This window comes from Lewinellaceae bacterium (genome assembly GCA_020636105.1).
Taxonomy (GTDB): Bacteria; Bacteroidota; Bacteroidia; order Chitinophagales; family Saprospiraceae; genus BCD1.
Window position 1 is genome coordinate 1,376,927 of the sequence record JACJYL010000002.1, and the last position, 14,888, is coordinate 1,391,814.

Annotated in this window: 14 protein-coding genes; 6 read left to right on the forward strand and 8 right to left on the reverse strand. The window is 42.5% G+C overall.

From position 1 onward, the window contains the following. Nucleotide 1: 1 nt before the first annotated feature. Nucleotides 2-568 (forward strand): PepSY-associated TM helix domain-containing protein, encoded by a 567-nt coding sequence (locus tag H6571_22565; protein MCB9326534.1) that lies wholly within the window; start codon nucleotides 2-4, stop codon nucleotides 566-568. Nucleotides 569-655: 87 nt separating this feature from the next. Next, nucleotides 656-943 carry an antibiotic biosynthesis monooxygenase gene (locus H6571_22570; protein MCB9326535.1) on the forward strand — a complete coding sequence of 96 codons (288 nt, stop codon included), beginning with the start codon at nucleotides 656-658 and terminating at the stop codon, nucleotides 941-943. A gap of 149 nt (nucleotides 944-1,092) precedes the next feature. Here the strand turns inward: H6571_22570 and truA are convergent, their stop codons facing one another. After that, nucleotides 1,093-1,860, reverse strand: a complete 768-nt coding sequence (gene truA, locus H6571_22575; GenBank protein ID MCB9326536.1) for a tRNA pseudouridine(38-40) synthase TruA — start codon at nucleotides 1,858-1,860, stop codon at nucleotides 1,093-1,095. A gap of 199 nt (nucleotides 1,861-2,059) precedes the next feature. Continuing rightward, nucleotides 2,060-3,940 carry a hypothetical protein gene (locus H6571_22580; protein ID MCB9326537.1) on the reverse strand — a complete coding sequence of 627 codons (1,881 nt, stop codon included), beginning with the start codon at nucleotides 3,938-3,940 and terminating at the stop codon, nucleotides 2,060-2,062. A gap of 355 nt (nucleotides 3,941-4,295) precedes the next feature. Here H6571_22580 and H6571_22585 point away from each other — a divergent pair, with 355 nt between their 5' ends. After that, a complete protein-coding gene (locus H6571_22585; protein ID MCB9326538.1) occupies nucleotides 4,296-5,573 on the forward strand; it encodes a pyruvate dehydrogenase complex dihydrolipoamide acetyltransferase in 1,278 nt (425 codons plus the stop codon). A 666-nt stretch (nucleotides 5,574-6,239) separates the two neighbouring features. Then, nucleotides 6,240-7,592 carry an NADP-specific glutamate dehydrogenase gene (gene gdhA / locus H6571_22590; GenBank protein ID MCB9326539.1) on the forward strand — a complete coding sequence of 451 codons (1,353 nt, stop codon included), beginning with the start codon at nucleotides 6,240-6,242 and terminating at the stop codon, nucleotides 7,590-7,592. Between the two features lie 150 nt (nucleotides 7,593-7,742). Here the strand turns inward: gdhA and H6571_22595 are convergent, their stop codons facing one another. The 5 genes from H6571_22595 to H6571_22615 all read right to left on the reverse strand — a co-directional run bounded on the left by H6571_22595 (nucleotide 7,743) and on the right by H6571_22615 (nucleotide 11,548). Next, the gene (locus tag H6571_22595) at nucleotides 7,743-8,603 is read right to left on the reverse strand and encodes a YHYH protein (protein MCB9326540.1); all 861 of its coding nucleotides are present in this window, start codon (nucleotides 8,601-8,603) and stop codon (nucleotides 7,743-7,745) included. A gap of 241 nt (nucleotides 8,604-8,844) precedes the next feature. Beyond that, entirely contained in the window at nucleotides 8,845-9,174 is a 330-nt protein-coding gene (locus H6571_22600) for a TfoX/Sxy family protein (protein MCB9326541.1), read from the reverse strand. An 8-nt stretch (nucleotides 9,175-9,182) separates the two neighbouring features. Next, entirely contained in the window at nucleotides 9,183-9,686 is a 504-nt protein-coding gene (locus H6571_22605; GenBank protein MCB9326542.1) for an SRPBCC family protein, read from the reverse strand. Nucleotides 9,687-9,688: 2 nt separating this feature from the next. Then, entirely contained in the window at nucleotides 9,689-10,270 is a 582-nt protein-coding gene (locus H6571_22610) for a TetR/AcrR family transcriptional regulator (protein MCB9326543.1), read from the reverse strand. A 441-nt stretch (nucleotides 10,271-10,711) separates the two neighbouring features. Then, on the reverse strand, nucleotides 10,712-11,548 hold the full coding sequence (locus H6571_22615; GenBank protein MCB9326544.1) for a hypothetical protein: 837 nt from the start codon (nucleotides 11,546-11,548) through the stop codon (nucleotides 10,712-10,714). A 207-nt stretch (nucleotides 11,549-11,755) separates the two neighbouring features. Here H6571_22615 and H6571_22620 point away from each other — a divergent pair, with 207 nt between their 5' ends. After that, the gene (locus tag H6571_22620; GenBank protein ID MCB9326545.1) at nucleotides 11,756-12,304 is read left to right on the forward strand and encodes a hypothetical protein; all 549 of its coding nucleotides are present in this window, start codon (nucleotides 11,756-11,758) and stop codon (nucleotides 12,302-12,304) included. Nucleotides 12,305-12,640: 336 nt separating this feature from the next. Here the strand turns inward: H6571_22620 and H6571_22625 are convergent, their stop codons facing one another. Then, nucleotides 12,641-13,282, reverse strand: coding sequence for a protein-L-isoaspartate(D-aspartate) O-methyltransferase (locus H6571_22625; protein MCB9326546.1), 642 nt, complete (start codon nucleotides 13,280-13,282; stop codon nucleotides 12,641-12,643). Nucleotides 13,283-13,445: 163 nt separating this feature from the next. Between H6571_22625 and H6571_22630 the strand changes: the two genes are divergently transcribed. After that, nucleotides 13,446-14,846 (forward strand): phosphoglucomutase/phosphomannomutase family protein, encoded by a 1,401-nt coding sequence (locus H6571_22630; protein ID MCB9326547.1) that lies wholly within the window; start codon nucleotides 13,446-13,448, stop codon nucleotides 14,844-14,846. The last annotated feature ends 42 nt before the right edge of the window (nucleotides 14,847-14,888 follow it).

Below are 14,888 nucleotides of genomic sequence, written 5' to 3' on the forward strand. Positions count from 1 at the left end.
TATGCGAAAAATTAAGTGGAGAAAGTGGCTTCGCATCCTTCATCGTGATGCGGGATATCTTTTTTTTGCGGCAACCGTGGTTTATTCCGTTTCGGGTATCGCCATCAATCATTTGAATGATTGGGATCCTAACTACGCGATCACTACCAGGGATTTTAAAGTCAATCTGCCTCCCGACTTTTCAAATCCTGATGAAGGGGCGGTATTGGCCGTATTGAAACAGGTGGGCGAAGAGAAAAACTACAAGAAACATTACGTTCGTAACCAAGGCAGTCTCAAAGTATTTCTAAAAGGAAATGCCAATATCATCATCAACCGGAGTACTGGCGAAGGGTACCTCGAAAGGGTGGAACGCCGGGCCGTTCTTCACGCCTTCAATTACCTGCACTACAATCCTGGCCGGTGGTGGACCGTTTTTTCGGATATCTTTTCGTTTGCCCTGTTTTTTATGGCAGCTTCCGGGTTATTTATGATCAAAGGCAAAAAGGGGATTACCGGTCGGGGCGCATGGATGACCGCACTGGGAATTATCGTTCCTATCCTGTACCTGGTTTTGTATTATTCATGATCATAACTGTAACTGTTATCACTGTAAACGATTTTGGAAGCCGGTATCTTTGTCGTGTTATCATTATTCAACCAAAAAAATCATGCTATGTACGTAAATGTAGTATCTTTCAAAGTAAAGGAAGGCGACGACATCACTTTCCTGGAAATGCAAAAATTTGAAGAAAATGTAGAAGGCAAACCTGCAGGGCTCGATCACTTCCACATTCTCAAAGATAAAAACAATAAAAACCTGTATTACCTGCTGGAATACTGGGAAAATAAAGCAGCCAAAGAAAAACTGGAAGCCACGGAAAGCCATAAAGCCTTTCATGCTTTGAGAAAGCCACTCATTGAAAAGAAAGAAGAGGTTTTCGAATGTGATCTATTGGTTTGATCAAAAAAACATGAGTCATTCCATATTTTTCAAGGGAGAGATGTAGGAAAATAATTGATTATTAAATACGGAGGATCAGTACATTCTGCCTTTTTGATATTGATAATCAAATAATAACACCCCATGGAAATTCGGAATGACTCCCTTTTTTACAAAAATCCATGTACGGGTTCAATATCCAGGAAAGGATAAATTACCCTCGACAGACGCAGCCCTTGCGGAGGGGCCAGGACTTTGTAATCAGGATTCTCTTGCCTGCCTATAAAAGTGTCCAGTTCCGATACACTGATCTTTCCCTGCCCCACTTCGAGTAGTTTGGTAACGATCAACCGAATCATACCTTTTAAAAACCGGCTGGCGGTGATCCTCAGCCGAAGACCTGCTCCATGATTAATTTCCACAATTTCAGCGGCCATCACTAAACACCGCGTATGAGGCACCTTGTCCGGGGATTTACACAGCGCACGAAAATCACGGTGAGAAGTAAGCATTTGAGCGGCTGCATTCATTTTTTCTATATCCAGGGGCGCTCCGATATAATGGGTACTGAACTCACTCAAAAAGGGATGCTTCCGGAAGTGTATGTAATAGTCGTAAGTGCGGTTCAATGCGTCTTTTTGAGTATTGGCTCCCTCTTTTGTCGGAATAAGGTCAAAGATGGCAATATCTTTCGGCAGCATCCTGTTCAGGCGCTCCACGATATCAAAATCCCAATTCTCTTCAATATCCAGGTGAGCGAAGTACTGACTGGCGTGCACCCCTGCATCCGTTCTGCCACACCCGTGAATCTTCATGGGCTTCTTTAGCATTTTTTCTAAAGCAGCTTCTATCGTTCCCTGCACGCTGACGGCATTTGGCTGCCATTGCCACCCACTGTAATGGGTTCCTTTATAGGCAAGATGAAGAAAATGACGCAAAATGTTATTGTTTTTGCAAAGGTAAGAAAATGACTGGATTAGAAGAGTGTTCCAGGGGTTCAAGTGGAGCGCAGCGACATCCAGCACAGTAGGTCGGGAGAGTTCCAATCTTCCTCAATCTCTTTCAATCTTCATCCCGGCATTCAAGGGGTTCTGACCCAATTATGTCCTTTGTGGTGTCAAACTATGGTTACGGGAGTTAATCCACGATTTCTTTATGCAAACCAGCGTAAGACAATTTAAGTAGTTCAGCTTCAGGAAGTGGAGGCAGTGGCCTTTCCTTATTCTTTTGAAAATGCTGGGCACGGCGCAGGATTTTATCGAGCATACGAATGGTGGTTTCAATGTAAGGCCCTTTGTTGAGCATCACACACTGCGCTCTTTGGCCCATGGCCGAATCGGTAATCTCGGCACGCGTGGGCACTCCTTTTTTAGCGAGTGTTTCCAGTACCTGGGTGGCCCACACATCGGGCACATGGGCCGCTTCACTGATCCGAAGGATTTCTTCCTGGATGCCGGCGAAATTTTTCCAACCTGTTTCGATGGCCAGGTCCCCGCGTGCGATCAGGAGCCCGATGGGGTAAGTGCGCATGGCCTGCAACAAAATTTCCGGAAGGTTACGATACCCTTTTTGGGTTTCAATTTTGAGAATGATTCCAGGGCGGGACTCGTACTTTTCCAGTTCTTCCAGAAGAATTTTTACATCTTCAGGGGTATTAACAAATGAAAAATTGATCGCATCGGCATTATTGGCAACGAAGGCCAGGTCAATTTTATCTTTTTCCGTTAGCCCGCTGATGCTCAGGTCGCTTTCAGGTAAGTTTATGCCCTTGTCAGCCCTCAATTTTCCTCCTTTGTTTTTGGTATGAATGATTTCAATGAGTAATGATTCTTCATCCGCCTGTTTAATTACGCCTTCCATTTTACCATCATCAAAAAAGATGGGCTCGCCGACTTTAATATCCTTAAAAACTTCAGGAAGGGTACAGGAAATATGGGCAGGGTGAATAACATTTCCATTTTTATCCTCAACAGCGTCTTCCCCGGGAGCGGGATCCTTATGGAGGACAAGGTAATCTCCCGGATGGAGTAAAATGGCTTTTTCAAGAGGAAGCAACCCACTGGGCCGGCTCACCTGCTTACCTGATTGTTTTACTTTTTTTAATTCCAGTGTGGTTCCTGCCGTGAGATAGGATGATTGGTCACATACGCCCCAAACGCCATTGCCCTGTTTCTTCTCGACCAAAATCTTCCTTTTTTTACCCCTGCTGTCGGTAAAATGAATGGTATTACCGCGTTTTATCTTATCAAACCAAATCTCATCCACCTGCAAAATATTATCAGCGGTATGATCAGGAGGCATTATTCCGGGAGGAGCGATCCAAATTTTTGCAGGGTGCGATATTTGCCCCAATTCGTCTTTTTTAGGCTTTATTTGAATGACTTCAGGGCCTGGCATCATCGCCCCCGTTCGCAATTTTGGCCCGGCGAGGTCCATTACGATCTTGCATTTTTTGCGTTGCAGGATATTGGCTTTTTTTACATTTTCTATCATCTTTCCCCACATTTCCTGGTCACCATGGGCACAATTGATCCTGGCGCTATTCATGCCATGTTTGATCAACCCACTGACAAAAGCATATTCTTCAGCAGCGGTATCCGGCAAGGTTACCATGATACGGGTTCGCCTTTTACGTGACTTGTAACCAAAGAGCAATTTGGTGTTTTTGGAAAGTATTTTCTGGCTTTTTTCTATGGAAATAATCCCCATACGATTTTCATGAACCGCCTCTCCTTTCAAGTGATTCAATATCGTCTTTAAGGCAAGCAGACTCTTAAAAACATGCGCTTCAATATTGGAAAGCGAAGGCAAACCGCTATTGCGTAACTCTTCCTGTAATGTTATGATATCAAAACTCCTGAAAGCCAGGTAGTGGAGCAGATTCAAGGCACTCATTTTGTACACGGGGTGCACCGGTTCCAGTTGAGAGGCATAAATTTTTTCCATTTCACGAGCCTTTTGAAGAATGGCTTCAATCTGGTGGTTTAATAAATTTATCTTCTCCGTTGTTAGTAACATGCCATTTTCTTGAAGTCATGAATATAGAAAAAAGTATAACAAACCTGGGCAATAAAAGATCTTTGAAAAAGGAAGACTTGAACCTCGAGGCCGACTTTTGCCTTTTTTCGGTTTGCTGACTCCAGCCCTCAGTCTTTTCCTGACCTTAGAAAAAACATCGATTTGTTGTTCCCTCAAAATTAAAAAACCTGCTCCATAAAAAGGAAAAAACTTTCGGTTTAGGAAAAATGATGAATAATGTCCCCCTCTTTTTAAACTTTTCTCTCCTTTTTTGGCTTAAACATTTTATTTGTTGCAAATTTGCGCAATGAACATCAATACTAATAAGAACTAATAAGAACTAATAAGATAAATTATGGCAGAAATAATTCGGATGCCGCTGATGAGCGATACCATGGAGGAAGGGAATATTGTAGGGTGGCTGAAAGAAGTGGGCGATACTATAACGGCCGGTGATACGCTCGCCGAAGTGGAAACAGATAAGGCTACAATGGAGCTGGACACTTATGTCGACGGCGTTTTATTGCATATTGCCGTTAAAGAAGGTCCCGTTCCTGTTGACGGAATTATTGCAGTGATCGGGAAAAAAGGAGAAGACTGGAAAGCTGCTATTGCCGCTGCAGAAGGGGCAAAAGACAGTACCTCCTCCGAACCTGCAACAGTAGCTGAAGCAACCTCAGCTCCCAAGACGGATCACCAGGAAGCCATACAAGAATCAGCATCTGAAGGTAGTTCCGCTAACGGCAGGATAAAAGCCTCTCCCCTGGCACGTAGCCTTGCAAAAGGCGCAGGAATTGATATCGCCGGGATTAAAGGCAGTGGCGACAACGGCCGCATCGTAAAACGGGATGTTGAAGCAGCTATTCAAACGGGTGGTGCCGCTCCTGGCTTGCCACAAACTGTTCAACACAATTTCCCAGCCCAGGTATTCCAGGAGATGGCCCAGGAGGGAAGTTATGAAGACCTTCCCGTCAGCCAGATGCGCAAAGTGATCGCCCGTCGTTTGGGAGAAAGCAAATTCTCTGCGCCTCATTTCTACCTGACCATGGAGATCGATATGGCCGAAGCCATGAAGGCCAGAAAGCAGATCAATGAAATGATCAATCCATCAAAGATTTCTTTCAATGACCTGGTTATCAAAGCAGCGGCCGGAGCCCTTCGTATGCACCCCGCCGTCAACTCATCATGGCTGGGTGATAAGATAAGAATAAATAAAGATATCAATATCGGGGTAGCCGTTGCCGTTCCTGACGGACTGCTCGTTCCGGTCATCCGTCATTCGGATCGCAAGACGCTTACCCAGATCAACGGGGAAGTGAAAATGCTTGCCGGAAAAGCCAAAGAACGTAAATTACAGCCGGAGGAAATGCAAGGCAATACCTTTACCATTTCTAACCTGGGCATGTTTGGCATTGAAGAATTCACCGCCATCATCAATCCACCTGATGCCTGTATCATGGCTGTTGGAGGGATCATTGAGAAACCGGTTGTCAAAGAAGGAAATATTGTTGTCGGCCATCAAATGAAAGTCACTTTGTCCTGCGATCATCGCGTGGTGGATGGCGCCGTAGGGTCTCAATTCCTACAAACTTTTAAGGCATTGCTGGAAAATCCGGTGCGTCTGTTGGCCTGATTCTTTTAGTTACTTTTATTTTGAGGACACCAAAAGGTGTCGAAATAAAATTCGGATTTTTAAAAAATGATTTTTTTATCGCATTTCTTAAAAATCCGGCTTCGAAAGAAGTCCTGTTTTATTTCGGCACCTTTTTTATTTCCCGCCCGATGGGTTTCTCCTTACAACCGAGAGCAATCAATTGTAAAACAATTAATTACAATTACCACAACGAAACAAAACCCAACCTAATTTTCTCCGTATCCTGCTCCCTTAAGCCCTTAGAGTCCATATCCAAACAAAAGAGAATGTCCCCAAAAACACATTCTCTGCCAAACAACAAATATTGTTTTGTTTTTCAAAAAGCACTCCTTTAATTTTTTATCGTTTTTTCTCTGTTTTAGGCCACATTTTTGCCAACAAAAGGCAAATATTTTCGTTAAAAATGATAGATTTGTAGTGTTTCAAAACACAGGGTCAGGGATGGTTTTTCCTTGATCAGGGGTGTTCATAAAAAGCCAGGATTATGGCAAATAATATAATTTCTTTTGAATTTTCAACCAAAAGAAATTTTTCTTCTCAAAAGAAAATATCAGGCAACCCCTCGTTGCTCCAAAAAATTTTACGCCATTCCCTGCCCTCCTACCGAAATATAAACATATTTTTTTCACATAATAAAACCAGGTTATGTCAACAGCAACAACGTCCCCCGTATTCAAAAAATTCATGGAATATGCAAAAAAATGCAATCCAAATGAACCTGAATTCCTACAAGCCGTAACGGAAGTTTTTGAAAGTGTCATTCCTTACGTTGAGGAGCATCCGGAATATATGAATGCCAAAATTCTGGAACGAATGATCGAACCTGAAAGGGTTATCATGTTTCGTGTTCCATGGATCGATGACAAAGGAGAATTCCAGGTTAACAGAGGTTATCGTATAGAAATGAACAGCGCCATTGGGCCTTACAAAGGCGGGCTTCGTTTTCACCCTAGTGTTAATTTGAGCATCTTGAAATTCCTCGCTTTTGAACAGGTTTTCAAAAACAGTCTCACCACCCTTCCTATGGGCGGTGGTAAAGGAGGCTCTGATTTCGATCCTAAAGGAAAATCAGATAATGAAGTAATGCGTTTTTGCCAGAGTTTTATGACCGAGCTGAGCCGCCACATCGGTGCACAAACCGACGTTCCTGCCGGTGATATCGGAGTGGGAGGTAGAGAAATAGGTTTTCTTTTTGGCCAGTATAAGCGCCTCAGAAATGAATTCACCGGAGTGCTGACCGGCAAAGGACTGACCTACGGAGGAAGTTTGATCCGTCCGGAAGCCACTGGTTACGGAACCGTTTACTTCGCAGAAGAAATGCTGAAATTGGAAGGAGATAATTTAAAAGGAAAAGTGGTTTCCATTTCAGGTTCAGGAAACGTAGCTCAATATGCAGCAGAAAAAGTGATTGAGTTGGGAGGAAAGGTCGTTACGCTTTCTGATTCTACCGGTTTTATTCACGATCCTGACGGCATCAACAAAGAAAAACTCGATTTCGTCTTTGAACTGAAAAACGTTCGTCGCGGAAGAATCAAAGAATATGCTGACAAATTCAATGCCAACTACTACGAAGGACAGCGTCCCTGGGGGATCAAAGTAGATATCGCACTGCCTTGTGCCACTCAGAACGAGTTGGACGAAAACGATGCCCAGGTATTGGTTACCAATGGCTGTAAACTCGTGGCCGAAGGAGCCAACATGCCTACCACTCCGGGGGGCGTGGAAGTATTTGAAAATGCAGGAGTACTTTATGCTCCGGGCAAAGCTTCCAATGCAGGGGGTGTAGCTACTTCAGGTTTGGAAATGGCCCAAAATGCTTCGCACAGCCACTGGAGCCGCGAGGAAGTTGATAAGCGCCTGCACCAGATCATGAAAGATATCCACACCCAATGTGTCACTCACGGAAGAGTAGGAAAAAGAATTGATTACGTAAAAGGAGCCAACGTCGCCGGTTTCATCAAAGTGGCCGACGCCATGATGGAACAGGGATTGGTATAAAATGTTTTTTATCGCAGTAGCGCAGGTAAATGAGTTTTGTGTTCATTTTTTCCTGTGCTTCATGCCCTGAATAAAAAAGCCAGGCGATGGTAATATCGTCTGGCTTTTGATTTTTTTAATCCATCCTTTTTTAATTTTTGGTTCTAAATTTTATTGAGGCGTCCCCTTAAAACAACCAATATTGTAAGGAAAATCATAGGTCCAGTGATAATGGTATAAGGTAACCATCTCTCCATCCCAGAGCACTGGATGTGTATGACCATGACATTCATCTAAATCTGCTGAGGAGAGTAACTCCCCATCTTCGCCATAAGGGCCATAAATACCAAAACCGTCTAACATATAACCCATAAGGGCTGAATGACCTGAAGTGTGAGGGTGTATATGATCCTGAAGATCTTCGGATGGAAAATGGTAATGATATCTTTCCGTCCCATCTGTGTGTCCGCCAAATCTATCCAACATTTCATGGGCAGCCGCATCATTCCCGAGGGTTGATGATCCATGGTATATTGCACTTCCGCTTAATGAAATACCCGATGGGCCAAAAAAGACACAATCTGGCTCCTGAGCTACTTCAGGCATGGCTGGTAAAACATAATATACTTCATGTGCTGAAATGATATTCGGATTTCCATCATATTGATAGGCAGCACTCCCCGGCGTTATGGGGAAAATGCCGGTTGGATGATCTGGTAAGGCATTGCCTGTTATAATACGATTGCCATTACCATCTAATGATACGTTGAATTCGCTTATCCATGTAACCTCCCCTTGCACCAAAGGTTTTCTGGTATAATCCCAGGTACCATCAAGGTTTGTCCAATCGGTTGCATCAGCATTTCCAGCGCCATTGGAAGGAAGTCCGCAAAGCCATAAGGATAGAAAATCTGGTTGCGCATCCCCCTGGTTTCTAATCAGGATATTAGGGCCTCCAAAAGGCAAATGGGTCAGATCCAACAGCTCAGGAGTGGCAGGATCTACGATATCATCGGATGGCTTACAGCTCATAATTGTCAATGAAATGATCAAAAAGAAAATGCCAGCCGATTGGAATAGATCACTGAATTTTAGGTTCATCATTAATTATTTAAGGTGTCGCCATAAGACTTTCTACCGACCAAAAGGTTTAATCGGAGCATATTCTAAATGTTGGATTAATTAGTCTATATTTTATTTTCTTTGTGAGTTTTAATTTCTTCCATTCACTCTTTGCAATTTCTGCAGTTAAATCTGTCTTAATTGTTTTAAACTATTTAATTGTATTAATTGCAGCTTGGAGAGATTTCTTTGCCCATATAACCAATTGATCTTTATCCTCAATTATTTCAACTGGAGCTTCATAAAAATGAAGCTTTCGGGAATTATCTTTTCCGTAGGTGTATTGTGGCATATTATATTTCACGAAGTCATCAATATTACTTTTGTCTACTTTCATCCATAATTTATCATGTTTAATTTTTGCAAAAGCCACACCTTTACTCATCAAAGCTGTACCTCCGAATTGATTTTTAATTTCAAACTCTCCAAAACCAGCGAGTTGGTCAAGAATGAAATTTTTATAATCTTCATTTAGTGCCATAGCAGTCATTAGTTTAAGGTAACTACTTTATCTAATTCCAAAATGGTTTTCTCAACAACCCGTTCTCCGGTCTCAATGTATTTTTTATGACCAGCTACAACCGAATTCCAGAGTTTTATGTTCATTTTTTTTACCATTAAAACATTCATTACATCGAAGAATGCGTTTTTCATGTCATAGTTAAGGTCAGCGCGCAGAATGGTTTTCCCATTTTCAGTACGAATGGCAAAATCTGCTTTCATTGTATTAATGCCTGGCATCTTCTTTAATTCAAACACTTCAATAGAAAGAGATTCTCCTTCTTTCCATGCAGTTACTTTTTCTTCAGCTGTAGCTCCATTCATTGCAAAATCGCAATGGCGAGTGGCACCAATACCTTCTTGTTGTTGGGAGGTAACGTGTGATTTTAATACTCCGGGACTTGCATGGCAGATGTCACCAAACTTTGCGATAGCTTTCCAAACCTCTTCTTTTGTAGCATTTATTGCTATTTCTCTTGAAATTGTTGTCATTATTATTTTTGTTTTAATGAATTAATTAATAGAGTCATGGTTTCTTTTCCATGATTAAATTCTCTTGTACTTTTAGCTCTAGTTAATGCACCATAAAAAGTAGAATGTAAGAGTTCTGTTATGGCTAAAGAATTGACAGAGTTAATTATATCTCCGTCCTTTTGTGCTTCCGCAACAACAGGTTCTATAATGCTTAAAAATCTTTCAAATTCAATAGCAGTAGCTTTGCTAACTATTTCATTTGTTGAACCAAGTTCAGACATTATATTGTTAATCATGCAACCAGTGTAATTATTGCCAGGCTGCATATCAAACATATTTTCATACATGCCTAATAATCTATCAATGGCCTTGTTTTTATTGTGATTTAACTTTTTATTTAAGTGATTGATTGTTATTTCTCCATATGCTGTAATAGTTGTAAGTAAAAATTGTTCTTTACTCTTGAAGGCATTATAGAAAGCTCCTTTGGTCATTCCGGTAGTCTTGCATATCTCATCTATGCCCAAATTAGAATATCCTTTTGAACAGAATAGATTAAGCCCTGTTTCAATCACTTTCTCTCTATTGTGTTTTAAATTCATTTTGCAAATATAGTCAAACAGACCGTTCCGTACAAAATAAATTTCAATAAAAACCCAATGTTTATTTTCATTGGGTACAACTATTTAATATCCATCTAAAAATAACGGTTTATATCGAAACCCGGCAAATAAACAGTAAGCTTATTGTTTTTTTAACCACAATGCTCCCCCTGCGAACTCAGCGGTCAAATTCTTCCGTTAAAATTTTTCTGAACACCCCTAATAATGACATTGAAATTTGTCTAAATTTTCCTGTCTTTTGCTCTAAGGAACACTTTTAAAATAAATTGATCTATTTTGGGGATGACTCCTCTTTAGGGACGGGGCGAAGCGGCGGCAAATAGGTCAATTTATTTTTTCAAATCTCTAAGGCACACATTTTGGAACGGCCCCGTCAAAAAACACACAACCAACCCGGAAAGAGACGCCAGCATCAAGTCATTAAAACTCCACCGCCAGTTCGGCGATCACTTCCCCATCACTCATGAGTCGGGCATAATATTTTCCTTTGGGAATATGGCGCACCTCAAACCGGAACTTAAACTTGTGGGATCCTTTTTTTTGAAATTGATCGGCAAATCCTTCATGCAGCAAAGTTCCTGCAGCATCGTAAAGACCAAAAGACACTTTCCTGTCCATGTCGCTCTCATATTTGAAGATGCCATCGATCACGGCGGGACGGTCCTGGAAAGCGCTTTGCCCGGGTTGGCTTTCTGCAGCGTGGCGGATGCAGTATTCAGGAACAGGTTTACCGAGTAATTCAGCGGTAAAAATGGCGAGCTCAGGTTGACCGATATTTTCAATCCTTTTGTCATCCGTAACTGCCCAAATGGCGTATTGTGCGTCGTCGGTACGGATATTTTTTTCATCGATAAAATGCACGAGTGTCAATAAATTACCCTCTGCTTCGGGCCCCATTTTGAAAGGGCTGTCCTTCATGGGAGAAGCATTACTTGCCTGGATGCACATGGCGTAAATCGAAATACTCCTCTTTTGAAATTTTTCCAGCACCAATAATCTTTCCTGGATGATGATCAGGTCCTGCTCCGAGGTGTCTACAGTATGGAAGATCAGCCCGGCAGGAATGAATATTTCAAGATTTTTCTTTTGCAGGTTCTCGAATTTCAATTGTAAGCATCTTTCCGTATGTCCGCCATTACCCAAAGGATCCACCCTGATGAGGCCCGATTGGATGGCTTCCCGGATATCAATGGTTTTAGCAGTTGAAAGGGTTCCAAAAGAAAGGATTGTCAAAAAAAGGAAAATAGTTTTCGTCATGATTCGTATGTTTTAGAAAAAAACGTCCACCAACGATTTATAGTGCCTGAAGCGTTAAAAACAGTTAATGGCGTGGTTAAATAGTCTTAAGGCGGTGGCATAGATGACGGAATGTTTGTTATTTGGCTGATGGAATTAGGGGGAGGTGCTTTGAAAAGCATCTTCAATAAGGAATACTGATTCTTGAACCATAAAAACAACCTAGCTATGAAAGTTTTCAAAACCATGATTCCCGTTTTGGGAATGCTCTTTTTACTCAGTTCCTGTGGTCCGACATTGCGGCCATTCACTCAGGATCTTTACAACGAATACTCCTGGTCCAATGCAGATCTCAAAAAAATCCAATTTTACCTTTCGGATGATATTGTCCTGAGAAGGGAAGCTTCCGGTGGTTCTTCTGAAATTTTCCAGGGGGAAATTAAAGTCGTGGAAGGCCGTGAGATCGAAGAAGTGGTGATCAGAAAAGGAACTCCCGGCGTTTTTCTCTTTAGCCCAAAAACCGACCGTTTTGCGGTCAGCTTTGATGCCAATTCAGATGAAAAATTTCTCGTCTTTGGCCCAAGCCCCAAAGCCAATGACCGCTATGTGCTGATGGCTTCTGAATGGAAACATCGCGGCGGAACAGTAACCTATGGGGCAAAAAAATGGAACGTGGATGTCTCCAGCGCCTGGTCCACCCTGATGGTAGACCTGAAAAAAGTCAACAGGACTTCCGTAAATAAAGAAACGGCTACGGGCCGGAAAGTAGGAAGCTAAGAAAGGTAAACATGGAACATCCCGAATTTTAAAAAATAATCTAAATTGGAATTTCCATGATTATTTGAAGCATTTTTTAAATGTAAAATGTAAAACAAGGAATATAAAATGTAAAAGTGAGTGGGCAAAACGTGTGGGTTTTGGATAAAAAGTCAAATTTTGTTGCAAAACGCATAACTCAAGACCCAAACCCTTCTAAATCCCCGACACTATGTGGTCGAGGATGTCACCCCAACATTTCATGTGCGGGATTTCACAGAGCTCAACTTCGTTACATTTGCGGTTACTTGTTTTACATTTTGCGGTTTATCTCTTTCCATATTCAGCCTGCAGGCTTTAGTTGATTCCTTTTAGAAAAGGGACAAACCGGAAATCAGCGAAGGCTTTTTCTTCAAAATTTTCTTCTCCCAGACGGGTGATACAATACATCGTCTGCACTTCCTTGCCGACCGGGATGACCATTCGGCCCCCAATAGTCAATTGTTTCAACAAATCCCTGGGAATTTCCGATGCGCCGGCGGTTACCAGTATTTTGTCAAAAGGGGCGAACTCAGGCAATCCCAGGTACCCGTCCTTATAAAAAACCCTTATGCCGCCAAAGCCTAATTTTTTAAACAGTTTCCGGGCTTTATCATAAAGTTCCTTTTGCCTTTCGATGGTATAAACCCGCCCGCCCAGCAAGGAGAGGATCGAAGCCTGATACCCGGAACCAGTCCCTATTTCAAGAATTTTTTCCCTCGGCTGCACCTCCAGTAACGCAGTCTGATAGGCAACCGTGTAGGGTTGAGAAATAGTCTGATCATTCCCAATGGGGAAAGCTTTATCTTCATAGGCCCAGGATTCAAAATCTTTGGCCATAAAAAAATGCCTTGGCAATTCCTCCATTGCTTTGAGCACCCGTTCATCGCTGATCCCTTTTTTACGGATTCCCTCTACAAGCTTACGTCGCTTTCCTTTTTGCAAATAACTATCCTTCAATTTTAATGATTACTTTTATGCTTTTATGGATTAAACAGGTGATGTATTATAACACCTTTTACTCCCTTTTGTATTAATGTTTTCAGCTTTTTTGCCCTAAATCACAAAATGACTTAAAACAAATCAAAATCGTAGTAAAAGTTGAATTCCAAATGTACGTAAAATGTCAACAATAAAATTCGGAACAGACGGTTGGCGTGCCATAATTGCAAAAGATTTCACCGTTGATAACGTGAAACGTGTCGCAGAAGGTACCGCTTTATGGATGAAACAAAAAGGTGAAACGGCTGCTGTTATCGGCCACGACTGCCGGTTTGGGGGAGAGATGTTTGCCCAGACAACGGCACAGGTGCTGGGAGCCTGTGGCATCAAAGTTTTTATGCCCACAGGATTTACTGCAACGCCCGTTGTTTCCTTCGGGGTGGTTCAACTCAACGCAGGGGTGGGCATTGTCATTACGGCCAGTCACAATCCGCCCTCGTATAACGGGTATAAACTCAAATCAAAACTCGGAGGGCCCATGTTTTCCGATAATGTGCTTGAGGTGGAAGCCCTTATTCCAGCGCATCCAATGGAAGATTTGCCGGCATTAGCGGAGCTCGAAGCAAAAGGATTGCTGGAATATCCTGACCTGGAATCCCAATACATCAACCATGTCCGGGCTCATTTCGACATGAACCTCATCAATAACGCCGGGTTTAATATCGCATACGACGCTATGTATGGATCGGGCAAAACTGTCATGGCAAAATTGTTACCGAGTGCTGTTTTGCTCCATTGTGACGACAATCCCGGCTTTAACGGTATCCCGCCAGAGCCTATCCACAGAAACCTGCTTGAATTTTCCCAATTCATCAAAGACCGCCCTGAAATCAAAGTAGGGGTTGCCAATGACGGAGACGCTGACCGACTGGGCATGTACGATGAAAACGGCCATTTTGTCGATGCCCACCACTTGCTGCTGTTGTTGCTGATGTACATGCACGAATACAAAAAGGAAAGTGGCAAAGTCGTGGTTTCTTTTGCCGTTACCGATAAAATGCAAGCCCTGGCAGAAAAATACGGACTTGAGATCGTGTACACCCAAATAGGGTTCAAACACATTTGCGCTTATATGATCCGGGAGAAGGTTTTAGTGGGGGGAGAAGAAGCCGGCGGATTTGCCGTGGCGGGCCACCTCCCCGAAAGAGATGGCATCTGGACCGCTATGGTCATCCTGGAATATATGGCTAAAACGAAAAAGTCACTCAAACAACTCGTTGAGGACATTCATGCCCTTGTCGGTTCTTTTGCCTACGACCGCGACGACCTGCACATTACTGAGGAACTCAAACAATCCATCAGCCAAAGATGCCGCGAGAATCCTTACACTACATTTGGCGAATATACCGTACTCGATTTACTCACTATTGATGGGTTCAAATTCATGCTGGACAAAGGAGCCTGGATCATGATCCGTCCGTCCGGCACAGAGCCTGTTCTTCGGGTATATGCCCAGGCAGAAACACAGGAAAAAGTCAGGAAATTACTGGATGACGCAAAAGTGTTGATGGGGGTCGTGTAAGATTAGTCGTTCATTTGCCAATATCATTTCAAAGTTTCCATG

Coding starts and splice junctions, on each gene's coding strand:
- H6571_22565 (MCB9326534.1), top strand. CDS start 2: ATGCGAAAAATTAAGTGGAGAAAGTGGCTTCGCATCCTTCATCGTGAT.
- H6571_22570 (MCB9326535.1), top strand. CDS start 656: ATGTACGTAAATGTAGTATCTTTCAAAGTAAAGGAAGGCGACGACATC.
- H6571_22580 (MCB9326537.1), bottom strand. CDS start 3,940: ATGTTACTAACAACGGAGAAGATAAATTTATTAAACCACCAGATTGAA.
- H6571_22585 (MCB9326538.1), top strand. CDS start 4,296: ATGGCAGAAATAATTCGGATGCCGCTGATGAGCGATACCATGGAGGAA.
- gdhA (MCB9326539.1), top strand. CDS start 6,240: ATGTCAACAGCAACAACGTCCCCCGTATTCAAAAAATTCATGGAATAT.
- H6571_22595 (MCB9326540.1), bottom strand. CDS start 8,603: ATGAGCTGTAAGCCATCCGATGATATCGTAGATCCTGCCACTCCTGAG.
- H6571_22600 (MCB9326541.1), bottom strand. CDS start 9,174: ATGGCACTAAATGAAGATTATAAAAATTTCATTCTTGACCAACTCGCT.
- H6571_22605 (MCB9326542.1), bottom strand. CDS start 9,686: ATGACAACAATTTCAAGAGAAATAGCAATAAATGCTACAAAAGAAGAG.
- H6571_22610 (MCB9326543.1), bottom strand. CDS start 10,270: ATGAATTTAAAACACAATAGAGAGAAAGTGATTGAAACAGGGCTTAAT.
- H6571_22615 (MCB9326544.1), bottom strand. CDS start 11,548: ATGACGAAAACTATTTTCCTTTTTTTGACAATCCTTTCTTTTGGAACC.
- H6571_22620 (MCB9326545.1), top strand. CDS start 11,756: ATGAAAGTTTTCAAAACCATGATTCCCGTTTTGGGAATGCTCTTTTTA.
- H6571_22630 (MCB9326547.1), top strand. CDS start 13,446: ATGTCAACAATAAAATTCGGAACAGACGGTTGGCGTGCCATAATTGCA.